We start from the raw sequence: 21,050 nt of genomic DNA on the forward strand, positions 1-21,050 counted from the left end.
AGCGCGGCTCAGTACCTCACTCAGCAACTGAGTACCTCACAAAGGTTCGGTACTGAGTAACCGCAACCGCGAATAGCACCTGCCTCTCACAACCCTTGTCCGTTGAGAAGCCTGCTTGTTGAAGTGTGACCAAACACTATTGACTACCTCCACGGCCTGAAGGCCGTGGAATCCCGAGTGGTGGGAAATTCGGTTTCACGTTACCCGGCGGATGATCGCGATTGGAATCCGCAAGTCCGGCTGATGACGTATGGCTGGGCCAAGCAGCCGTTACCACTATCCCCCAACGGGGGAGTCATGGGTAACGCCAACTGCCTGATGTTATCCGCACCGTTCACGTCCGCGTTCGCTATCATACCACACAGACCACACATCCAGAGACCGCGCTCCACGCGGTCGTCGCCATCCTCGTGTCCTCACCGACTGTACCGACGCGACGTTCCACGCTCGTCTCGGACTTCCACTTCGATGCCGCGTTCGCGGGCCTTGTAGTCGCTGAGGTTGGTGAGCCGCTTGTACGGCCAGTTACCGAGGCGCTTGTTGCCGTGCCTGCCCCAGTCCTGCTCGTTCACCCCCTCCAAGTCACCAGTGACCAGCGTTCCCACGTCGTGTTCGACACACCGCTCCACGATGTCTTTCGACAGGAAGTGGTCGGTGCGTGGCCGGCATCCCTCTCGTTACTTTGCGTCGACAAAACATTTTACCTGCTGGCACAAATCTGCTTTGAGTATGTCAGTCGGTGTCTGTTATTTCCCCGAACACTGGCCGCGCCAGCGCTGGGAGCGAGACGTCGAACAGATGGCCGAAGCGGGCCTAAAGTACGTCCGCTTGGCCGAGTTCTCCTGGGGACGCCTCGAACCCGAGCGCGAGCAGTTCGATTTCGAGTGGCTCGACGAGGCGATCGAGTTGATTGGCGACCACGGGATGGAAGTCATCCTCTGTACGCCGACTGCGACGCCGCCGAAATGGCTCGTCGACGAGCGTCCCGAGATCCTGCAAAAAGACCCCGACGGTACCGTTCGGGAGTTCGGTAGCCGTCGCCACTACTGTTTCAATTCGCCGGCCTACCGCGAGGAAACCGAGCGGATCGTCACCCGGATGGCCGAACGCTACGCCGACAACCCGTACGTCGCGGGTTGGCAGACCGACAACGAGTACGGCTGTCACGAGACCGTCCGGTGTTACTGTGACGATTGCTCGAATGCGTTCAGCGAGTGGCTCGCCGACAGCCACGACGACGTTGAGACGCTCAACGAGGCCTGGGGGACGACCTTCTGGAGCCAGCAGTACCCCGATTTCGAGGCGGTCGAACCGCCGGGACCGACGCCAGCCGAACACCACCCCTCTCGGCTGCTCGCGTACTACCGATTCGCCAGCGACAGCGTCGTCGAGTACAATCGCCTGCAGACGGAGATACTCAGAGAGGTCAACGACGACTGGGTCGTAACGCACAACTTCATGGGTCATTTCGACACGCTAGACGCCTATGACGTGTCCAAGGACCTCGACCTCGTCTCGTGGGACTCCTATCCGACGGGGTTCGTTCAGGATCGCCGCGAGTCCGAGGCAACCGTTGAAGAGTTGCTGGCGGGCGATCCGGACCAGGTCGGGCTCAACCATGACATCTACCGGGGTGCGCTTGATCGCCCCTTCTGGGTGATGGAACAGCAACCGGGCGACGTCAACTGGCCGCCACACGCCCCCCAGCCCGCCGACGGCGCGATGCGACTGTGGGCCCACCATGCGGTCGCCCACGGCGGCGATGCTGTCCTCTACTTCCGGTGGCGACGCTGCCGGCAAGGCCAGGAACAGTATCACGCGGGTCTTCGCAAGCAGGACGGTTCACCCGATCGCGGCTACGCGGACGCGAGCAACGCCGCCGAAGAACTGTTCGATCTCGATCCCGTCGACGCTCCGGTCGCGTTGCTCCACAGCTACGAGAACCTCTGGGCTACGAACATTCAACCACACGCGCCGGATTTCGACTACTGGACGCACGCGGGCACCTACTACCGGGCGCTACGCCGTCGTGGCGTCCAGGTCGACGTCGTCCCGCCGGAACGCGACCTAGATGAGTACGCTGCCGTCGTCGGGCCCGCGCTGTATCTCCTCGACAACGCGCTGGCCGCCAGGTTAGAAGCGTACGTCGAAGACGGCGGTCAGCTCCTGATTGGCGCTCGAAGTGGCGAGAAGGATACTTACAACAAGCTGCCGGACACCCTGCAGCCGGGACCGCTCACCGACCTCGTCTGCGCGACTGTCGCCCAACATGAGAGCCTGCCCGAGCAGGTACCAACGCGGGTCAGCTACGACGGCGAGGAATACGAGTATCGAACCTGGGCTGAGTGGCTCGATCCCGACGACGCGACGGTCCGGGGGCGATACGCGGCCGGCCAGGGTGACGGACAGCCGGCTGTCGTCGACGCCGAGCGCGGTCGGGGACGCGTCACGTACTGCGGCGTCTGGCCCGGCCGAAACCTGGCGGACGAACTCGCGGGTAATCTCCTCGATCGAGCCGGTGTCACGACCCACGCGCCGCTCCCTGACGGTGTACGAGTCGCCGAACGAGACGGACACGTCTGGGTGACGAACTTCACTGCTTCGCCGGTGTCGGTCGACGCGCCGGCCGACGCCGCCTGGATTATCGGCAATGAGACGGTCGAAGCGTACGACGTGGGTGTCCTCGAAGGCACGCTCGAAGACGTGGCTGTGACGCGAACGTAAGTGAAGCGGACGGCGACACAGCCACGTTCGTCACAAATCGGTGACGGACACGCCACCGGAGGGCGTGATAAGGTGGGTAGCCGGGTCGTGTTCAGGGTAGCGCTGTTCGTAGGCCTCCCGCAGAGACTGTGTGAACGACTCGGCCGCGGACGCATCGACGAGCGCGATCGCCGCACCACCCCAGCCGGCACCCGTCAGTCGCGCGCCATAGGCGCCCTGTTTGACGGCCGTCTCGACGACGTAATCCAGCTCCGGACAGCTCGCCTCATAGTTCTCGGCGATATCGTAATGTGCCTTTACCAGGAGGTCTCCGAACGCTTCAACGTCTCCTCGTTCGAGGACGTGGACGGCCCGCTCAACGCGATCATTCTCCCGGGCAATGTATCCCAGTCGCTGGCGCTGGCGCGGTTCGAGCCCGTCAAAGTCGTCGGCTTCGAGTTCGACCGAGGAGCCGACATCAAGCGCGTTCATCGCTGCTTCGACTGTTTCACGGCGCTGGTTGTACGCCGAGTCGACCAGTTCGCGTTCGACCCCCGTGTGGAAGACCACGACCTGCACGTCGTCGGAGAACGGAACCGCCTCGTACTCCAGCGTGCCAGTATCGAGGTAGAGAGCGTGTTTTTTCTCTCCCAACGCGACGGCGAACTGGTCCATGATCCCGCAGGAGACGCCGACGAAGTTATTTTCGACGCGCTGGCCCAACTCGGCCAGTCGCTCTCGGGACAGCCCCAGTTCGTACGCATCGTTCAGAAAGGCCAACACGGCAAGTTCGAGGCTCGCAGACGAACTTAGGCCAGAACCTATCGGGAGATCACCGGATAACTCACCCCGAAAGCCGCCAGGTTGGTATCCCGCGTCTTCGAGCACGGTATAGCAGCCCTTGACGTAATCTATCCAGCTGTCTTCACGTTCGCGGTCAGTCGTCGAAAACGTCCGTTGCTCCTCGAGCGCTGTCGTGTGTATCGTCACGTCCTCGTCGGGCGTCGCCTCAAGTTGCGTGTGGAGGTCTGTCGCCATCGGAAGGACGTAGCCGCCCGTGTAATCGGTGTGTTCCCCGATCAGGTTCACGCGACCCGGTGAGCGCACTCGATAGTCGTATTCATCGCTCATTGTACTTGTCTGTTCGATATATCGGACCCAATGGTTGTAAAACAACCGAACGACAGCGTGGGTGAACGGTTAGCCGGTCGCCGCTGCTGTCACTCTCGCGCGTCGTCGAGACTCGCCCGGAGTTCGCCGGCTGACTCCTCGGCGAGTTTGTTGTTGATGTAGGTGCCGGCACCGAGTTCACTTCCAGCGAGGTGCTTGAGCTTGTCTTCGGTGCGCTTGGGCGGATAGAACTCCATGTGGAAGTGGGCGGAGTCCTCGCCCGTGCCGTTCGTGGGCTGTTGGTGCATAGCCATCACGTACGGCATCTCTTCGTCGAACAGCCCATCGTACGCAAGCAGAACGTCCTTGAGCAGCGAGCCGAGCGCCCGCTCGTGATCGCCGTCGAACGCCGCGAGCGACGGGAGGTGTTCGTTTGCGTAGACGTGGACCTCGTAGGCCCACCGCGCGGAATACGGGACGACCGCGGTGAAGGCGTCGTTCTGTGCGATGATTCGTCGACCGTCTTCACGTTCTCTCTCCAGCAGGTCACAGAACAGACAGCGCCCATGTTCGTCGAGGTGGTCCCGACTCGCGTTCAGCTCCGTGCGAATCTTCGGCGGGACGAACGGGTAGGCGTAAATCTGTCCGTGCGGGTGCGCTAGCGTGACCCCGACGTCTTCGCCCCGGTTCTCGAAAATGTAGACGTACTCGTTGCCGTCCGTTTCGCCCAGCGTCTCGTAGCGGTCCCGCCAGAGCTTCACCAGCTTGACGAACCGCGAGGCCGGCTTTTTGGACATGACCGCGTCGTGCTCGGAGGTGAACAGGACGACCTCGCACTGGCCATTGGCTGGCTCTGCCGGCTGGAGAGCGGTTCCCTCGACGGCGGGCTCGGGGGGGTCAGGCTGCAACGACGGGAAGCCGTTCTCGACGACGGCCATCTCGTAGTCCGGTTCGGGGATCGCCGTCGGGTACTCTGCATCCTCCTCGGTCGGACAAAACGGACAGTAATCCTCCGGGGGTTTGAACGTCCGTTCCTGGCGGTGAGTCGCTGTGATAACCCACTCCCGGAGTGTCGGATCCCAGCGACGCTCAGTCATCGTCTTCCTCCGATTGTCGATTGCGACCGACTGTTGCCAGATCATCCGACTCATCGAATTCGAAGAGTACGACGTACTTGTCGTTATGGTTGATTTGTCTTCGCTTGTGCATTGGTATTCGCTAAAGTGGTATTAATTCACCAAACATAAATCTAAGGGTATTAGATCGGTAGCGTATTACTCATGTTCCCACGACAATATATTTATATAATATGAACAAACTTGTGTGCAAGGGAGGGCGACGACGTGAGTATTCACGCGATGTGCCACGTGGTCGAACATGCCGAGGAGTCGATGAACATCTACAACCTGACGCGGACGACGACATCGGTCACACGCATCGCCAACATCGTCAGCAACGAACTGGGCGTCGACCCCGACTACGAGTACACTGGCGGCGACCGTGGGTGGGAAGGCGACGTACCGAAAATGGGCCTCTCGATCGGGAAACTGGCCGCACTGAGCTGGGAACCAACCCACTCTAGCGACGGGACCATTCGACAGGGCATCCGAAATCTACGTGAGAACCCTGAGAACGAGCCACACCTGAGTTGAACTGAAAACGTGGGTCCACGGCACCAACTATTCATATTATATGAACTCTGTTCATCGAACAAAATTACATTCGTATGATTGTAATGGGAATGCCCATAAGAGTCCTCGTAACATTGCGACGATTTCCGAAGTTCCGCCCCTCCAATCGAGGTGAAAGACACTCCGAGCGGCGACGCAAATCTCTGTGAGTCGCTGTAGTGTATAGCGACGTATGTGTTCGCAGACCCAATATTAATATACTAAACGATACAAGACAGGTATATGTCTGGATCAAAACGTCTCGAACGAGAGGCAACCGTCACTGTCCGGAACATCGGCGGTATCGACGAGACGGATGTCGAACTACAGCCGGGTGTCAACGTCCTATCTGGACGTAACGCGACGAACCGCACGTCGTTCCTCCAAGCAGTCATGGCCGGGCTCGGTAGCGACCGTGTCTCGATGAAAGGTGACGCTGACGAAGCCGACGTCGAATTACAACTGCCTGACGGCGTCTATACACGGCGATTCGTCAGACAGAACGGGTCACTAACTGCTAGCGGTGATCCGTATCTCAATGATCCAGAGCTTGCGGACCTATTCGCGTTTTTACTGGAGTCAAACGAATCGCGTCGACGGGTCACTACCGACGGGGACCTTCGTGAACTCATTATGCGGCCGGTCGATCTTGAAGCGATTAAAACCCAAATCTCTGAGCTCGAAGACGAGAAAAGCGAACTTGACGAACAGATTGAGGCGATAGAGAAACAGAAAGGCAATCTCCCAGAATTAGAGACAGAACGCTCCCGTCTTCAAAATGAAATCGAACAGGTGCGTGAAGAACTCGAAGCCAAAGAGGAGGAAATTGAGGCAGCCGACGCTGACGTACAAGCCCAGCGAGAAGAGCAGGAAGTACTCGAAGAACGGCTAGAGGAGCTTCGAAACACACGAACCGAACTAGAGGACATCCGTTACGAGATTGAAACCGAGCGAGAAAGTATCGAGTCACTCAAGCAGGACCAGACGACGATTGAGAATGAATTGAAGGCACTCTCGGATGCACCCCGAAGCGGTTACGATGATCTCGAAGCAGAGATCGAGCAACTCCGTCAGCGTCGTCGGCGCCTCGATCAGGAGATCTCGTCGCTTCAGAACACGATTCAATTCAACGAGAATATGCTCGACGGCGAACGGACCGACGTTTCGAAATCGCTCAAAGATGATGACAGGGATGTTACTGATGATCTGCTCTCAGAAGAGATGGTTGTCTGCTGGACGTGTGGTTCGGAAGTTGCACAGGACCAGGTTAAACAGACGCTCGAACAGCTGCGCTCGCTTCGTGCAGAGAAACTCGAGACGAAGCGCGAACTCTCGGACGAGCTTGAAGACCTGAAAGCGGACAAAGAGGTGCTCGAACAGCAACAACAGCGTCGGGAAGAGTTGGACCAGCAACAATCCCGGATTGAGCGTGAACTAGAGCGAGCAGAGGATCATCTCGAGGAACTTCACGAACAGCGCGAACAAGCCCACCAGCAGGTTGAAGAACTGGAAGCCGAGGTTGAAGCACTTGAATCCGGCCAATTCGATGAGATTCTGGAGTTGCATCGCGAAGCTAACCAACAGGAGTACGAACTTGGCCGCCTAGAAAACGATCTCGAAGCAGTTGCATCGGAGATCGCATCGATCGAAGCGCAACTCGAGAAGCGTTCGGAACTCGAGGCAGAGCGTGAGGGGATCACCGAGGAACTCACTGATCTTCGTACACGAGTCGAGCAACTCGAAGTTGCGGCGATCGAGGCGTTCAATGAACATATGGATACAATTCTCGAAATGCTGGAGTACGATAATCTCGACCGGATCTGGATCGAACGCGTCCAGCGTGAGATCCAAGAGGGGAGACGGAAAACTATCAAGACGCTTTTCGAGTTGCATGTTGTTCGCTCAACGTCGTCCGGGACGACCTATGAAGATGCGATCGATCATCTCAGCGAATCCGAGCGGGAAGTGACAGGGTTAGTGTTCGCGCTCGCTGGATATCTCGTTCATGATGTCCATGAGAAAGTACCGTTTATGGTGCTGGACTCACTGGAGGCGATCGACTCCGAACGGATTGCCGATCTCGTAGATCATTTTAGTGACTTTCCAGAATATCTTGTAGTCGCGCTCTTACCCGAGGATTCCCAGGCTCTTGATGAGACGTATACCCGTATCACGTCAATCTGAACTTTCAGGCGTCAGAAATCACAGGACATAAACAGTCCGACTCATAGCAATCAATCATATGACTCAACCAGGACCTGGACGAACGGACGGGGGACGATCCCGAGTGAAAGTTGCCCGAGTTATCAGTGCATATGATCTCGACAGTCTCGGAGACGAGATAGAGCAACGGTGGCTTGCGACGGGTGAACAGAAGATGAGTCTTCGTGATCTGGCGGATTATTTCAATCAGCGTGTATTAGAGGCAGCTATCGAAGATAGCGACGTCAGTCTACTCGATACCGATGTTGGGACACTTTACGAGCAACTGACCGCCGATGACGTTAGTTCAGGAACCAAAACACGCGTCAAGCGCCGACTTGATCGAAACGGCGTAGATATCGAATCAGTCAAAAGTGATTTTGTTACTCATCAGGCAATTCATACCTATTTACGAGAGTATCGTGGAGTTAGCCAACCGGAGGTTACGACAGAGGAACACGTGAACACTGTCAGAGAGCGAATCCAGAAGCTACAGGATCGCTCAGCAGCAGTCACGAAAGATGGGATCGAAAGTCTTCAACGAGAAGGGGTCGTTCCAGAAGGGGATATTAACGTGATTGTTGATATACAGATTCTCCACACCGAGACAGACGAACAATACAATGTCTTTGAGTTATTTGAGGATAGAGAAGAACAGTAACCAGGATATATTCGCAAAAAGTGAATATTGTTATAAAAAATATGTGAGTCCAGGTATGATATTAGGTAGCGAAATTAGGTAGCGAAATTAGCAGAACGAAGTGAAACAGATACTAGTCCGATAGAGCCATGGTTAGACGGCGAATTTCGAGTATTTGAGCGCCTCTACTGCAATCACTGATGAATTCCTGCTTGGAAATCAACCAGATCTCCCTCAGTTATCCCCGGAAAATTCACCGACCTCACCGATTTCTTGGCGAATTTGAGCAGATCACGGTGCCAACTACGCTACCCAGCGAAGGCCAACAACCGGATAGAAACGGCCAAACAGACGGTAGTGAGCCTCCAAACAAGACCCCCCATAGCACTATATGGTGGTAATTTTATAAATAATATATTTTGATAAATGTACTTATGATTAATAAATTTACTGTCCAGCATTCTCGGAAAGCCGTCCACAAATGATGGAGTAAGCTGACCGACAGCGATGAGTGGCAAGGTCCAAATCCTGCTTGCGGAAGCACTGATTCGGATCAACGATTAGCGGTAACGGCTGTACCCCACCGCGAATCCGAAATAATCAAATTCTACCGATATTCGGACGGGTACGACGACAACGACTGCGTGAACAGAACTGATTTGGCCCGTGTTTAGACGCTCGAAACCACGCAGTTCAGCGACTCCTGAGTTAGTATCGTTCTCCTAGTAGCTCACACTAATTATATAACTTACTAGGAAGTGAAGCGGGTAAGATTTGCTGTGGACACGAAACTCGCCCGCTTCAGGAATCAAGTCGTCATACTCGCGAAAAATGCCGTCGTTGGAACGCCGAAACCGGCCGTTCAACGTGGTGACTGCGGCGACGCCGACTGGGTGATCGTGTCGATTCACGCTCTCAATACGGATCTCGACCACCCCCACCGCCGACTGCTCGACGCCCTATAGGAAATGCCACGGTTTGTGGAATTCTTTGCCTAGATCCGCCTACACTACCTGATTTCAACACGGTCTGTGCGCGCATGCAAGAGCTGAACATGCCGCTCTGGCGCGACCTGCTCCGGCTGTCGGCGCAACTGTACGAGACCGGCGAGATACAGGCGATAGACGCCACCGGCATGGAACGCGTCGCCGCGAGTCAACACTACGCAAAACGGACGAATTACACGTTCAGGGCTGTGAAAACCACCGCGTTGACCGATTGGAAGACTGCTATAAATCTAGATATACATTGCTCGATGAAATAACTGCACGATACACAGATTGCGTGGCAGCTACTCACGCGCAATCCTGACAACTAACTATACTTATCTCTGACAAAAGCTACGACTGGAAGCTGCGTCGGTACAAATTACGGTCTGAAGGCGTGAAAACGGTGATTAAGCACCGAATTCGGCTGGCACGGCGTCGCCAACAATGTATTGCTCGATGAGACGACCTATCACCAACGCTCGAATATTGAATCGACGTTTTCGCGCTCCGACGAAAGTACGGCGAGATCGTTCGCGCTCGAACCTGGTTTGGTCAGTTCCGTGAACTTGTGTTGAACTGTGCCGTCAGAAACGTCGAACTAGCGCTCGACCCCTCCACCGGAGGGAATTAGGCGTCTAACTCTCCCTCCAGTTCAGTTCAAATCCAGTCATAGAACGTCTTGAACGTGAACGCCTCGGACAAGTCACGCCCGACACGCCGCAGGCGGGTGACGATCGCCCACTGAAGTTCAAACACAGCCAGATCCAGATTCGTTCTTGTGGTCAAATTGCCAATTCAACCGCACCGATTATTTTGCTTGACTCGGGATTCCTCCGCGTTCACGTGGAGGAGGAAGTCAAGCGATTGTTGAAGTGGCTGCATTCCTTCTTCGATCCCTGGGTTCCGTGAACGTCTGTCGATGACTCACTGTCGACCAGCAAGCTTTTAGGCCACCCTAAACTAGGCGGCACCAATGCCAGCCCAAGACATCTGTGTCGTGATGCCGACGATACGCGAGTACGAGGCAATCGCAGCCTACGCCGAGAACGCTCGCACCCACGGCTTCGACACCGATCGGTTGTTCGTCGTACTGGTCACCGAAGACTGGTGTGAAACCGACGAGATGGAACAGCTGCTCGACGACGAGGGACTCGCGGGAGCGGTCTTCGACGCCACTGCCCGCGAGCAGTGGTTCCGCGAGCAGGGCATCGCCGAATACGAGCACCTGATTCCGGCCGGCAGCCACGCCCAGACGTCGTTCGGCCTGCTGTACCTCTGGGCGAACGAGCGCTTCGAATACGGCGTCTTTCTGGACGACGACACCCGCCCCCACGAGGACGTGGACTTCTTCGGGACGCACCTGGTCAATCTCGCCTACGAGGGCGAGATGCCCGCCGTCGAGTCCGACGAGGACTGGGTCAACGTCCTCTATCAGAGTGACCACGACCTCTACCCGCGGGGGTATCCTTACAGCGCGATGGACGAAGACTGGACCGAATCGACCGAGCGCGTCGATAGTGTCGTCGCCTCCCAGGGTCTGTGGACGAACGTGCCCGACCTCGACGCTGTCCGGATCCTGATGGACGGCGACCTCGATGGCCAGGCCCAAACCCGGACGATACCCGACGACTTCGGGCCGGACTTCGTGGCCAGGCCGGGCAACTATCTGACCGTCTGTTCGATGAATCTCGCCTTCCGCCGTGAGGTCGTGCCCGCGTTCTACCAGTTCCCGATGGACGACAACCCCTGGGACGTCGGTCGGTTCGACGACATCTGGTCGGGACTCCTGTTGAAGCGTGCCGCCGACGTGCTTGGCAAACAGCTCTACAACGGCGCGCCACTGTGTGCCCACAACAAGGCCCCGCGGTCGACCTTCGGGGATCTGGCGAACGAAGTGGCCGGGCTTGAACTCAACGAACACGTCTGGGAAATCGTGGACGACGCCGGGGCGGACGCCGACTCCTACCGCGAGGTCACCCGAGCGGTTGCCGACGAACTGCTGGCCGCTGACGCCGACAACTGGGAGAACGGCGAGTTCCTCGCCTACTGCGGCGACCACCTCCACGACTGGCTCGACTGTCTGGCCGAGCTCGAGGACCCAACGGCACAGAAACAACCCGTGGCCGCCGACGGCGGCTCACGAGGATCATGAGGCTTATATGTATTTAGGCAAACCTAAAACAAAGATGAACGAGGGATCGACGAGTCGACGGCGGTTCTTGGGGACGATCGGTGCCGGCGCACTGGCCGGGTTGGCCGGTTGTGCGGGACAGACGAACGGAACGACGACCGAGGGATCGGCGAACGGAGAAGCTGGGGATCTCGACATCCCCTCGCTTTCGCAGTTCCGGGGCTCGGGCACTCTCGCGGAAGGGCGGCCTGCGCCAGGCGGAACCTCGATCGCGGACTTGCCCGACCTCTCGGGCACGTTGAATCTCTATATCGGCGGCGGCGAGGGGGGCATCTATCAGGGCTTCATTACGATGCTCGAGGACATCTATCCGGATTTCTCGGTGTTCAGCAGTCCCTCGCCCTCGGCGTCGCTGGCCCGGCAGATCGTCGAGGAGGTCGAGGCCGGGGCCAGACAGGCTGATCTCTTCTGGTCGATCGACGCCGCATCGCTGGGGTACGTCGCCGAGAACGACGCCTACGAACCCTTAGCCGAGGCAGCACTCGAGCCCGTTCCGGCGGACTTCCAGGGCACGGACGGATCGTGGGTCGGTATCGCCGGGCGTGCCCGGAGCGTCCCGTACAATACGGACACCATCGACGAGAGCGAGATTCCCGGGAAAGTCGCACAGTTCCCCGAGACCGACGCCCTGCAGGGGACGATGGGGTGGGCACCGACCTACGGCGCGTTCAAGTCCTTCGTGACCGCCATGCGTCTTCAGAAAGGGTCCGAGACGACCCGCAAGTGGCTGACGTCGATGCGAAAAGCCGGCACTGAACGGTATCCCAACGAGTACGTCGCCACGCAGGCGGTCGCCGACGGCGAACTGACCGCGGCCTTCGCCAACCACTACTACGCGATGCGCGTCAAGAACCAGCGTCCAGACGCCCCGCTGGATCTGGCCTTTACGAGCGGTGACGCGGGAGGGCTGGTCAACGTCGCGGGGATTCTCCAGATCGATGGGACCGAGAAGGACGAACTGATCACTGACTTCGTCCGACACCTGCTCTCGGCGGAGGCCCAGGAGTTCTTCGCGACCGTCAGCTTCGCCTACCCGATGATCCCCGGCGTCGAGCCGGTCGGCGGGCTGCCGACGGTCGACAAGTTGAACCCGCCCGAGATCAATCTCGCCGATCTGGCAGATCTCGAGCCGACCCTCGAGTTGATGTCCGAGGCCGGCGTCTCGGGATGAGCCGCGAGAGCGGGACCCGTGGACTCGGCACACACCTCCCGGGGGCCGGCAGCTCGGGCCGCCCGTCCGGACTGACGGTGCTCGCAGTTCTCATCGCGATCGTCCTTGTCGCGCCCTTGGGGTGGCTATTCGTCGAGGTGTTCGACCTCGGTCCGCGCGCGCTCGAACTCACGGTCGATCCCCGGACGATCGAGATTCTGCTCCGCAGCATCGGGCTGGTCGCCGTGGTGACGGTCGCCAGCGTCCTCGTCGGCGTCCCGATCGCGCTACTGACCGCCCGGACCGACCTGCCGTTCGCGAGGCTATTCACTGTCCTGGCCGCACTTCCCCTGGCGATCCCGAGCTATCTCGGGGCGCTTGCGGTCCTCTCGGCCTTTGGCACCGGTGGGATTCTGACCGGCGTCCTCGCACCGATTGGGATCGAACAGATCCCCGAAATCAGCGGGTTCGCCGGCGCAGCGATCGTTCTGACGCTGTACACCTACCCGTACGTCCTGCTGACGACACGGGCGTCGCTGCTCTCGCTTGACACGTCGCTTCTCGAGGCCGCCCGGACGCTCGATGCCGGGCGACTCGAGTCCTTCCGGCGGGTGACGCTGCCACAGATCGCCCCCGGGATCGCCGCCGGGGCGCTGTTGGTCGCGCTGTACACGCTGGCGGACTTCGGGACGCCGAACTTCATGGGCGTCGAGGTGTTCACCCAGGCGATCTACGCGCGCTATAACAATTATATGGGTCCCTATGCCGCACTCCTGTCGCTCCAGTTGCTCGGTGTGACCGCCGCCCTCCTCTATCTCGAGTCGCAGATCGGAGCCGACGACGAGGGTGCCTACAGCAGTCGCGGATCCGGAGGGGGCGCGGTGATCGAACTCGGTGCCTGGCGATACGTCGCCGTGCTCGTCCCCGCAGCCGTGGCGTTGCTAGCAGTCGCCCTACCCGTGATCGTCTTCGCGCTGTGGCTCTCGGGTGACGCTGGTGGCTACAGGACCGGGGGGCTAGCCTTTTCGTGGGCCTACGGCTGGAACTCGGTGTACCTGGCATTACTGGCCGCCGGGGCGTCACTGCTGGTCGCCCTGCCGATCGCGGTCGCTGCCGCCCGCGGGCGGTCACGACTGGCGCGACTGGCCGATCGACTCTCCTACGTCGGGTACGCGACGCCAGGGGTCGTCCTCGCGATTGCCCTGTTGCTGGCCAGTCTCCACGGCCTCCCAAAGTCGATGACAGAGCTAGTGTACAGGACACTCCCACTGCTCGTATTCGCCTACGTCGTCCGGTTCGTCCCGCAGGCGATCGGGGCGATCCGGGCCTCGACGATGCAAGTCGATCACAAGTTGATCGAAGCTGCCCGGACCCTGGGCCGCACCCGACTCGGGGCCTTCCGAGCGGTGATGCTGCCACTGATCGCGCCCGGGATCGCGACCGGCGCAGCCCTGGTCTTTTTAACGACGATGAAGGAACTACCGATAACACAAATGATGCGGCCGTTTTCCTTCGATCACACGCTAGTGACCTACATCTGGCGCGTCCGGGAGGCCGGTCTCTACGGCCGGGCGGCCGTCCCGGCGCTCGCGTTGATCGTCATCTCCGGCCTCTCGATGGCTGTCATCCTCGCCCAGGAGGGTTCGAACACGTGACAATATCACAACTACCCACCGAGACAACCGACAACCGAACCGACGAGCAAGCCCTCGCCGAACCGACCCACTCCGACGCCATCCTCGAACTCGACGGCGTCACCCGCCGGTTCGGCCCCGAGACGGCCGTCGACGACCTCAGTCTGACCGTCCAGGACGGCGAATTGCTGACGCTCCTTGGCCCCTCTGGCTGTGGGAAGACGACGACGTTGCGCCTGCTCGCTGGCCTGGACGAACCCGACGACGGGACGATCCAGGTCGACGGCGACGTCGTCGCCGGGGGCGACACCTTCCGCCCGCCCGAAGAGAGGGACGTCGGCCTGGTCTTCCAAGAATTCGCGCTGTTTCCCCACCTCACGGTCGGCGAGAACGTCGCCTTCGGCATCAAGGATCGATCAGACGACGCGATCGACGAACGCGTTGGGGACCTGCTAGAGCTGGTCGGCCTTGGCGACTATCGTGAAGCCAGCCCAGAAGACCTCTCGGGCGGCCAGCGCCAGCGGGTCGCACTGGCACGCTCGCTCGCGCCCGAACCCGCGGTCCTGCTCTTGGACGAGCCGTTCTCGAACCTCGACGTGGGATTGCGCGAGGAGATGCGCCGAGAGGTCCGCCAGATCATCAAGGAAACGGGCGTCACCGCCGTCTCCGTGACCCACGACCAGGAGGAGGCCCTCTCGATCAGCGACCGCGTGGCAGTCATCGACGACGGGCACGTCGAACAGATCGGCCGCCCGGAAGTGGTCTTCCAGCAGCCCGAATCCCGCTTCGTCGCCGAGTTCCTCGGCCAGGCAGGGTTCGTTTCAGGGACCTTCGCCGAGGGCTGCGTCGAGACGCCGCTTGGCTGTCTCGACGCTGATCGCATCGAGGGTCTCGACACCGAGTACGAGGGTGCCGCGGTCGACGTGCTCGTCCGCCCGGACGACATCCGGGCGGTGCCGGCCGATCCGGCGGGCACCAACGGCCGGATCGTCGACCGCCAGTACACCGGCCCCAGCTTCGTCTACACGGTCGAACTGGATTCCGGGGCCCTCGTCCACTGTGAGCACAACCACGCCGAGGAACTCGGGATGGACAAGCGCGTCCGGGTCCGCCTGGCGACCGACCATCCCCTGGCCTGGTTCCCTGCCGAGTGATGGATCGACGTCGTTTTCGCATCGCTACAGTCGCGGTCGCGCTCGCTGGGGCCGTCGCTGTCTGGCTCGTCTCGACGACTCTCTTTCCGTACCACTCGCTGAATCACGACGAGGGAGTCTACCTCCAACAGGCCGCGATGTTGCTGGAGGGGAAGCTATTCCTCCAACCGCCCGTCGAGGGCGTCTTCCAGCCCTGGTTCTTCGTCGAGAGCGAGGCCGGGCTGTACCCGAAGTACAACCCCGTCCCCGCCGGTATGTTCGCCCTCGGGGAACTGCTCGGGGGCTACCGGCTGGCATTGCCCGCCATCGCGGCCGGGATTCTCGCGGGCGTGACTGGCGTCGTGAGCGAGGTCTTCGATCGGCGGACCGGACTACTCGCCGCCGTCTTCGTCCTGGCGTCGCCGCTCTACCTTCTCGATACCGCGACGTTTCTCCCGTACGCGCCGACAGCGCTGCTCAACCTCGGGTTCGCGTACGGCTACCTGCGAGCCGATCGGACCGGCGATCGGCGGTGGGCAGCGGCGGCGGGCGCGGCGATCGGTCTCGCCTTCTTCGCCCGACCCTACACCGCCGTCCTGTTCGCCACCCCGTTCGTGGCCCACGCGCTGTGGACGCTCGCCCGGGACTGGCGGACGGCACTCCCCCGGCAGGCGATGACCGCTATCCTCGGCCTGGCTGGCGTCACACTCACGCTTGGCTACAACGCGACGGTGACCGGGTCACCCCTGACGTTCCCCTACGAAGCCTTCGCCCCGCTGGACGGGTTGGGTTTTGGCCACCGCGAACTCCTAAACCACCGCATCGAGTACACGCCCGAGCTCGCCCTGGAGGCCAACGGGCAGGTGCTCGCCGCGTTCACCGGCCGCTGGATCGCCGGCGGCATCCTCGGTGCCGGCCTCGCCCTTGCAGGACTCGCCGTCGCCGTCCGCCGGGAGTGGTCGCCACGGACGGCGATTCTCGCCGCCCTCGGCGTTTCGGTGCCGGTCGGAAACCTCTACTTCTGGGGGAACTACAACCTGCTCGGCGATCTCGACGCAGCGGGTGACGGGCTGATCGCCTCGCTGGGCCCGTACTACCACTTCGACCTGCTGGTGCCGACCGCCGCCTTCGCCGCAGTCGCCGCGCTGGCCGCCTTCGATGTCCTCCGGGACGCGCTCGACACACACCTCGACCGCCGGGCCGCGTTCACTTCTCTGCTAGCTGTTGCCCTCGTGGGCACACTTGTTCTGGGCGGGATCACGACGAATCAAGCCGCCGCACCGATCGAGCGCAACGCCGATGTGACCGATACCTACGAACAGGCCTACGCGCCGTTCGAACCCGCGCCACCGCCGAACGCGGTCGTCCTGACGCCGACGCCGTATGGCCCCTGGCTCACCCATCCCTTCCAGGCACTGCGGAACGATCCGGGCTACGACGGTCGGACGGTCTACGCGATGGACGACCGGCCGTTCGCCGTCGCCGAAGCATTCCCCGATCGCGATCTCTACCGCTTTGGCTTTCGCGGGGTCTGGGACCCGCTCGGCGACTCGCCCGAGGCCGCCCGCCTCCAGCGCGTGCAGGAGCGTTCGGGGGAGGCAGTCACGCTGAACGCCAGCGTCGGCCTCCCCGAACGCATCACGAGCGCGACCGTCACCGTCGCAACCGACGCCGGGACGACCCACTACGTCGCGAGCGAGACCGACGACACCCTTCGATTCCGGGTGATGATCGCCGACGGGACGCTTCGAGTCGCCGGCCCGGTCGAGGCCGTCGGCGAAGGGCCACTGGAGATCGACGGACGCGAAGACGTCGACGTGACGGTCTTCGCCGACGATGGCGTCGGCGGATTCGAGTATCGGCTCTCGCTTCCAGTCGAAACCGGGGATGGGACCGTGCGCGTGCTGGCCCCACATGTCGAGTACTGCCTCGACGCCCGGGCGTGTGGCGGCGCGGCGACGTACGTGCCCGAAGCGAGTCCGGACGGCGTCTTCGTCCGCACCGACCTGCGGGTGACCAACAGCACACAAGACGACACATGACCCACGAACTCACCAGACGCGACGCGATCGCGGCGCTGTCGGCCGTCGGGGCATCGCTGGCCGGCTGTGCCGCCCCATCGGCCGACGATGACGGCCAGTCTGCCGACGGCGACCAATCCCTCTCCGATCACGACCGCGGGACACTTTCTGCCGCCGCCGAAGTGCTCTATCCCGACGACGTGACGGCAGTCGAGTCATTCGTCGAGCGCTACATCGACGGTCGGGCGACCGACCGGCCCGAGCACGCCGCTGGGATCGCTGACGCCGTCGAGTACCTCGACGAATACTGTCAGGCGTGGTACGAAGCCGACTTCGCGGCGCTGTCGGTCGATGAGCGCGACGAGGCGCTCCGGCGAATGAGTGCCGACGAGGCCGACTCAGTCCCCGACGGAAGTGACGTCGAGCGCCTTCGCTACTACGTGATCAACGACCTACTGCTCGCGCTGTATGCCTCGCCGACCGGCGGACAGCTGGTCGGGATCGAGAACCCACCGGGCCATCCGGGCGGCCTCGCGAGTTATCAGCGGGGGCCACAATCGTGAGCGACATTCGCACGCCGAGCGACAGGGTGGACCGCACGCCGAGCGACAGGGTGGACCGCACGCCGAGCGACAGCGCGGACGTCTGCGTGATCGGTGCAGGCCCAGCCGGTGCGTTGATCGCCCACCGGCTTGCCGCCGCAGGTCATGACGTGGTCGTGCTGGAGGCCGGCCCGCGGTTCGACCCCGAGGATCGCATCGAGCAGATGGACGACGCCCTCCGCCCGGCTCATGGACGCCCCGACATCTGGGAGATGGGCGGGAATCGCGACGCCTTCACTTCCAGTGGAGATCGACAGTATCCACTCAACCATGCTCGCGTGAAGGGTATCGGCGGGTCCACGCTGCACTGGCAAGGGATGGTGATGCGCCTCCACGAGCGGGATTTCGGGGTCGCGTCCCGCGAGGGCGTCGGGGCCGACTGGCCGATCGAGTACGACGACCTCCGTCCGTACTACGCCGCGGCGGAGGACGCGCTTGGCGTCGCCGGCGCCAGCGACAACCCGTTCGAACCGCCACGGGAAACCCCTCACCCCATGCCGGCCTTCGAACCCTCTTACAGCGATTCGATCTTCGCCGAGGCCTGCGAAACCCTGGGGATCACGACCCACTCGGTGCCCAACGCCCGCAACGCCGAACCGTACGACGATCGGTCTGCCTGTGTGGGCTATGGCACCTGCCAGCCGGTCTGTCCCTCCGGCGCGAAATACGACGCGACGAGCCACGTCGAGAAGGCCGAGGACGCAGGCGCGCGTGTGATCGATCAGGTTCCCGTCCAGCGCCTCGAACACGACGATTCCGGGGAAGCGGTGACGGCGGCGGTCTACGCCACACCCGACGGCGAGACCCATCGTCAGGAGGCACGGGAGTTCGTCATCGCAGCCGGCGGTGTCGAGACCCCGCGACTGCTCCTGCTGTCGGAATCACCGCAGTATCCCGACGGCCTGGCAAACTCAAGCGGGGCCGTCGGCCGGTACTTCCACGAGCACCTCTTTGCGGGCACGGGCGGCGTAATCGACCGAGAGACTCGTCAGCACCACGTCGGGTTCAACACCACCGAGTCCCACCAGTTCTACGACGATCCCGCCACAGGCACGGAGAGTGGCGTCCCATCAGCAGATGCTGAGGCGGACGATCTTGGAGCGATCAAACTCGAGTTCTTCAACTACGCCGGCCCCTCACCCGTCGATGCGGCCCTTTCTGACGGCGGGTGGGGAGAGGACCTTCGCGAGCGTGTCGCCGACACCTACGGCAACCACCTCACCGTGGGGGCCCTGGTCGAGCAGACGCCGCGCCGGGAGAACCGCGTGACGCTGGATCGATCGACGACAGACGACCACGGCAATCCCGTCCCGGAGATTCACTGGGAGATCGACGATCGCACCCGGCGGACGATCGAACGGGCAAACGAGATTCAAGAGGCCATCCTCGCCGACCTCGACGCCGAGATCACCTGGCAGGTCGGCCCGACGGAGACGGGGCCGGCGGCCCATCACATGGGGACGACGCGGATGGGGACCGAACCAGGAGAGAGTGTCGTCGACGACCGGGCCCGGACGCACGACCTCAGGAACTGCTGGATCGCCGGAAGCAGTGTCTTCCCAACCGGCGGCGCGATGAACCCCACCCTCACGATCGCGGCGCTGGCGTTGCGGACGGCCGAGCACGTCGAACGACGACTCTGATGGGTGAATACTCCGTCAGCGCATCTCGACGCCAGTTATCTCGAAGCGCGCCCCGCCGGTCTCGCTTTCGGTGACGCGAACGTCCCAACCGTGGGCGTCGACGATCCCCTCGACGATCATGAGGCCGAACCCGGTTCCGTCATCGGACGTCGTGAACCCCATGTCGAAAACCTTCTCGCGTTCCTCGGCGGGAATACCGGTTCCGTCGTCCGCCACGTAGAACCCGCCGTCGACAGCGCCGATCGTGATCGTCACGTCTTGACCGCCATGTTCGATCGAATTCCGGATCAAATTCTCCAGCAGTTGCTGGAGGCGACTTTTGTCAGCACGGATTCGTATGTCCGTCTCGATGGCCAACTCCGCACCCGTGGTGTCGACGTTTTCCCAACAATCTCCGGACAGCGCACCAAGACTCACCACTGCCAGTTCGTCGATCGTCTTGCCCTGCCGGGCCAGCGTCAGGAGATCCTCGATCAGACGTTCCATCCGAGCGAGTGCTCGCGAGGCGGTTTCGAGATGTTCGTGTCCGGTCTCGTCGTGCACGATGTCCACCCGTGCGTTGGCCACGTTGAGCGGGTTGCGAAGGTCGTGAGAGACGACGCTGGCGAACTTCTCTAAGCGCTCGTTCTGTCGGCGGAGTTCGGTCTCCTGACGATATCGTTCCAGAGCGTAGCGGAGCGACCGGGCGAGAGAATCGGCGTCCAGTTCGTCTTTCAGGAGGTAATCCTGGGCCCCGCCTTCGATCGCCGTGACGGCGGTCTCCCGGTCGTCAAGGCCCGTGAGCACGATGACTGGAACCCGCGGCTCTGCGTCCTGGACGGATTGCAGCGTCGCCAGCCCGGTGCTTTCTGGCAACCCGAGATCGAGAAACAACATGTCGTGTCCGTCCGATTGGAGTGCCCGGCGTCCATCCGAGAGCGTCTCCTCGTGGTGGACCCTGACGTCACCGACGATATCGGCCACGTGGGATTCGTTGAGGTGATGCTCGACGAGCCGGGCATCTCCGGGGTTGTCTTCGATCAACAGGACATCGATGGGTGACTCGGCCTCGGACATAGATTATTTCGGGGGCATTTTGACGACCGACAGCCAGAACTCCTCTAAGCTCCTGACGACGTCCATGAACCCCGAGTAATCGACCGGTTTGCTCAGGTAGGCGTTGGCCTGGAGGTCGTAGGATTTGACGATGTCCGATTCGGCTTCGGAACTCGTGAGGACGATCACAGGAAGTCGACGCAATTCCGGATCGCCCTTTATCTCCTCCAGCACGTCCCAGCCGTCTTTTTTTTTTGGCATATTAAGGTCCAGCAACACGAGGTCAGGCCGTTCCTTGTCCGCGTACTCGCCACGCTGGTTGAGGAA

The 21,050-nt window shown here is 61.2% G+C and carries 15 protein-coding genes and 2 pseudogenes; 12 read left to right on the top strand and 5 right to left on the bottom strand.

All coding sequences use genetic code 11. The features are described from left to right. Nucleotides 1–416: 416 nt before the first annotated feature. Nucleotides 417–644 (bottom strand): IS200/IS605 family accessory protein TnpB-related protein, encoded by a 228-nt coding sequence (locus HZR20_RS14410; RefSeq protein WP_374057581.1) that lies wholly within the window; start codon nt 642–644, stop codon nt 417–419. A gap of 85 nt (nt 645–729) precedes the next feature. On the opposite strand from HZR20_RS14410, the gene HZR20_RS03235 reads away from it, so the two are divergent. Then, nucleotides 730–2,724: a beta-galactosidase gene (locus HZR20_RS03235; protein ID WP_181685160.1), complete on the top strand. Its 1,995-nt coding sequence runs from the start codon at nt 730–732 to the stop codon at nt 2,722–2,724. Nucleotides 2,725–2,754: 30 nt separating this feature from the next. On the opposite strand, the gene HZR20_RS03240 is transcribed toward HZR20_RS03235, so the two are convergent. After that, nucleotides 2,755–3,834, bottom strand: coding sequence for a galactokinase (locus HZR20_RS03240; protein WP_181685161.1), 1,080 nt, complete (start codon nt 3,832–3,834; stop codon nt 2,755–2,757). A gap of 89 nt (nt 3,835–3,923) precedes the next feature. Then, nucleotides 3,924–4,910 carry a galactose-1-phosphate uridylyltransferase gene (gene galT, locus HZR20_RS03245; RefSeq protein WP_181685162.1) on the bottom strand — a complete coding sequence of 329 codons (987 nt, stop codon included), beginning with the start codon at nt 4,908–4,910 and terminating at the stop codon, nt 3,924–3,926. A 252-nt stretch (nt 4,911–5,162) separates the two neighbouring features. On the opposite strand from galT, the pseudogene HZR20_RS03250 reads away from it, so the two are divergent. From HZR20_RS03250 to HZR20_RS03300, 11 genes and pseudogenes are all read left to right on the top strand, one after another. Then, a pseudogene (locus tag HZR20_RS03250) lies at nt 5,163–5,465 on the top strand (UDP-glucose 4-epimerase); the annotation flags it as partial. Nucleotides 5,466–5,726: 261 nt separating this feature from the next. Beyond that, entirely contained in the window at nt 5,727–7,667 is a 1,941-nt protein-coding gene (locus HZR20_RS03255; protein ID WP_181685163.1) for an archaea-specific SMC-related protein, read from the top strand. 103 nt (nt 7,668–7,770) lie between these two features. Then, nucleotides 7,771–8,346, top strand: a complete 576-nt coding sequence (rdfA, locus tag HZR20_RS03260; protein ID WP_309484883.1) for a rod-determining factor RdfA — start codon at nt 7,771–7,773, stop codon at nt 8,344–8,346. A gap of 737 nt (nt 8,347–9,083) precedes the next feature. Beyond that, nucleotides 9,084–9,945: pseudogene (locus HZR20_RS03265) on the top strand (IS5 family transposase). A 342-nt stretch (nt 9,946–10,287) separates the two neighbouring features. Further along, nucleotides 10,288–11,466, top strand: coding sequence for an alpha-1 4-glucan-protein synthase (locus tag HZR20_RS03270; protein WP_181685165.1), 1,179 nt, complete (start codon nt 10,288–10,290; stop codon nt 11,464–11,466). Between the two features lie 34 nt (nt 11,467–11,500). Next, nucleotides 11,501–12,676, top strand: coding sequence for an extracellular solute-binding protein (locus HZR20_RS03275; RefSeq protein WP_181685166.1), 1,176 nt, complete (start codon nt 11,501–11,503; stop codon nt 12,674–12,676). Further along, entirely contained in the window at nt 12,673–14,310 is a 1,638-nt protein-coding gene (locus HZR20_RS03280) for an ABC transporter permease (RefSeq protein WP_181685167.1), read from the top strand. The genes HZR20_RS03275 and HZR20_RS03280 overlap by 4 nt, the downstream gene beginning before the upstream one ends. Further along, a complete protein-coding gene (locus HZR20_RS03285) occupies nt 14,307–15,443 on the top strand; it encodes an ABC transporter ATP-binding protein (RefSeq protein WP_181685168.1) in 1,137 nt (378 codons plus the stop codon). Before HZR20_RS03280 ends, HZR20_RS03285 begins: the two co-directional genes overlap by 4 nt. After that, on the top strand, nt 15,443–17,464 hold the full coding sequence (locus tag HZR20_RS03290) for an ArnT family glycosyltransferase (protein WP_181685169.1): 2,022 nt from the start codon (nt 15,443–15,445) through the stop codon (nt 17,462–17,464). The genes HZR20_RS03285 and HZR20_RS03290 overlap by 1 nt, the downstream gene beginning before the upstream one ends. Next, the gene (locus HZR20_RS03295) at nt 17,461–18,006 is read left to right on the top strand and encodes a gluconate 2-dehydrogenase subunit 3 family protein (RefSeq protein WP_181685170.1); all 546 of its coding nucleotides are present in this window, start codon (nt 17,461–17,463) and stop codon (nt 18,004–18,006) included. The genes HZR20_RS03290 and HZR20_RS03295 overlap by 4 nt, the downstream gene beginning before the upstream one ends. Beyond that, nucleotides 18,003–19,688 carry a GMC family oxidoreductase gene (locus HZR20_RS03300; RefSeq protein ID WP_181685171.1) on the top strand — a complete coding sequence of 562 codons (1,686 nt, stop codon included), beginning with the start codon at nt 18,003–18,005 and terminating at the stop codon, nt 19,686–19,688. Before HZR20_RS03295 ends, HZR20_RS03300 begins: the two co-directional genes overlap by 4 nt. 15 nt (nt 19,689–19,703) lie before the next feature. Here the strand turns inward: HZR20_RS03300 and HZR20_RS03305 are convergent, their stop codons facing one another. Next, entirely contained in the window at nt 19,704–20,744 is a 1,041-nt protein-coding gene (locus HZR20_RS03305; RefSeq protein WP_220132634.1) for a sensor histidine kinase, read from the bottom strand. Between the two features lie 3 nt (nt 20,745–20,747). Beyond that, a partial coding sequence (locus HZR20_RS14415; protein ID WP_258560325.1) for a response regulator occupies nt 20,748–21,050 on the bottom strand: 303 nt, incomplete at its 5' end.

The organism is Halorhabdus salina, from assembly GCF_013839425.1.
GTDB classification, from domain to species: domain Archaea; phylum Halobacteriota; class Halobacteria; order Halobacteriales; family Haloarculaceae; genus Halorhabdus; species Halorhabdus salina.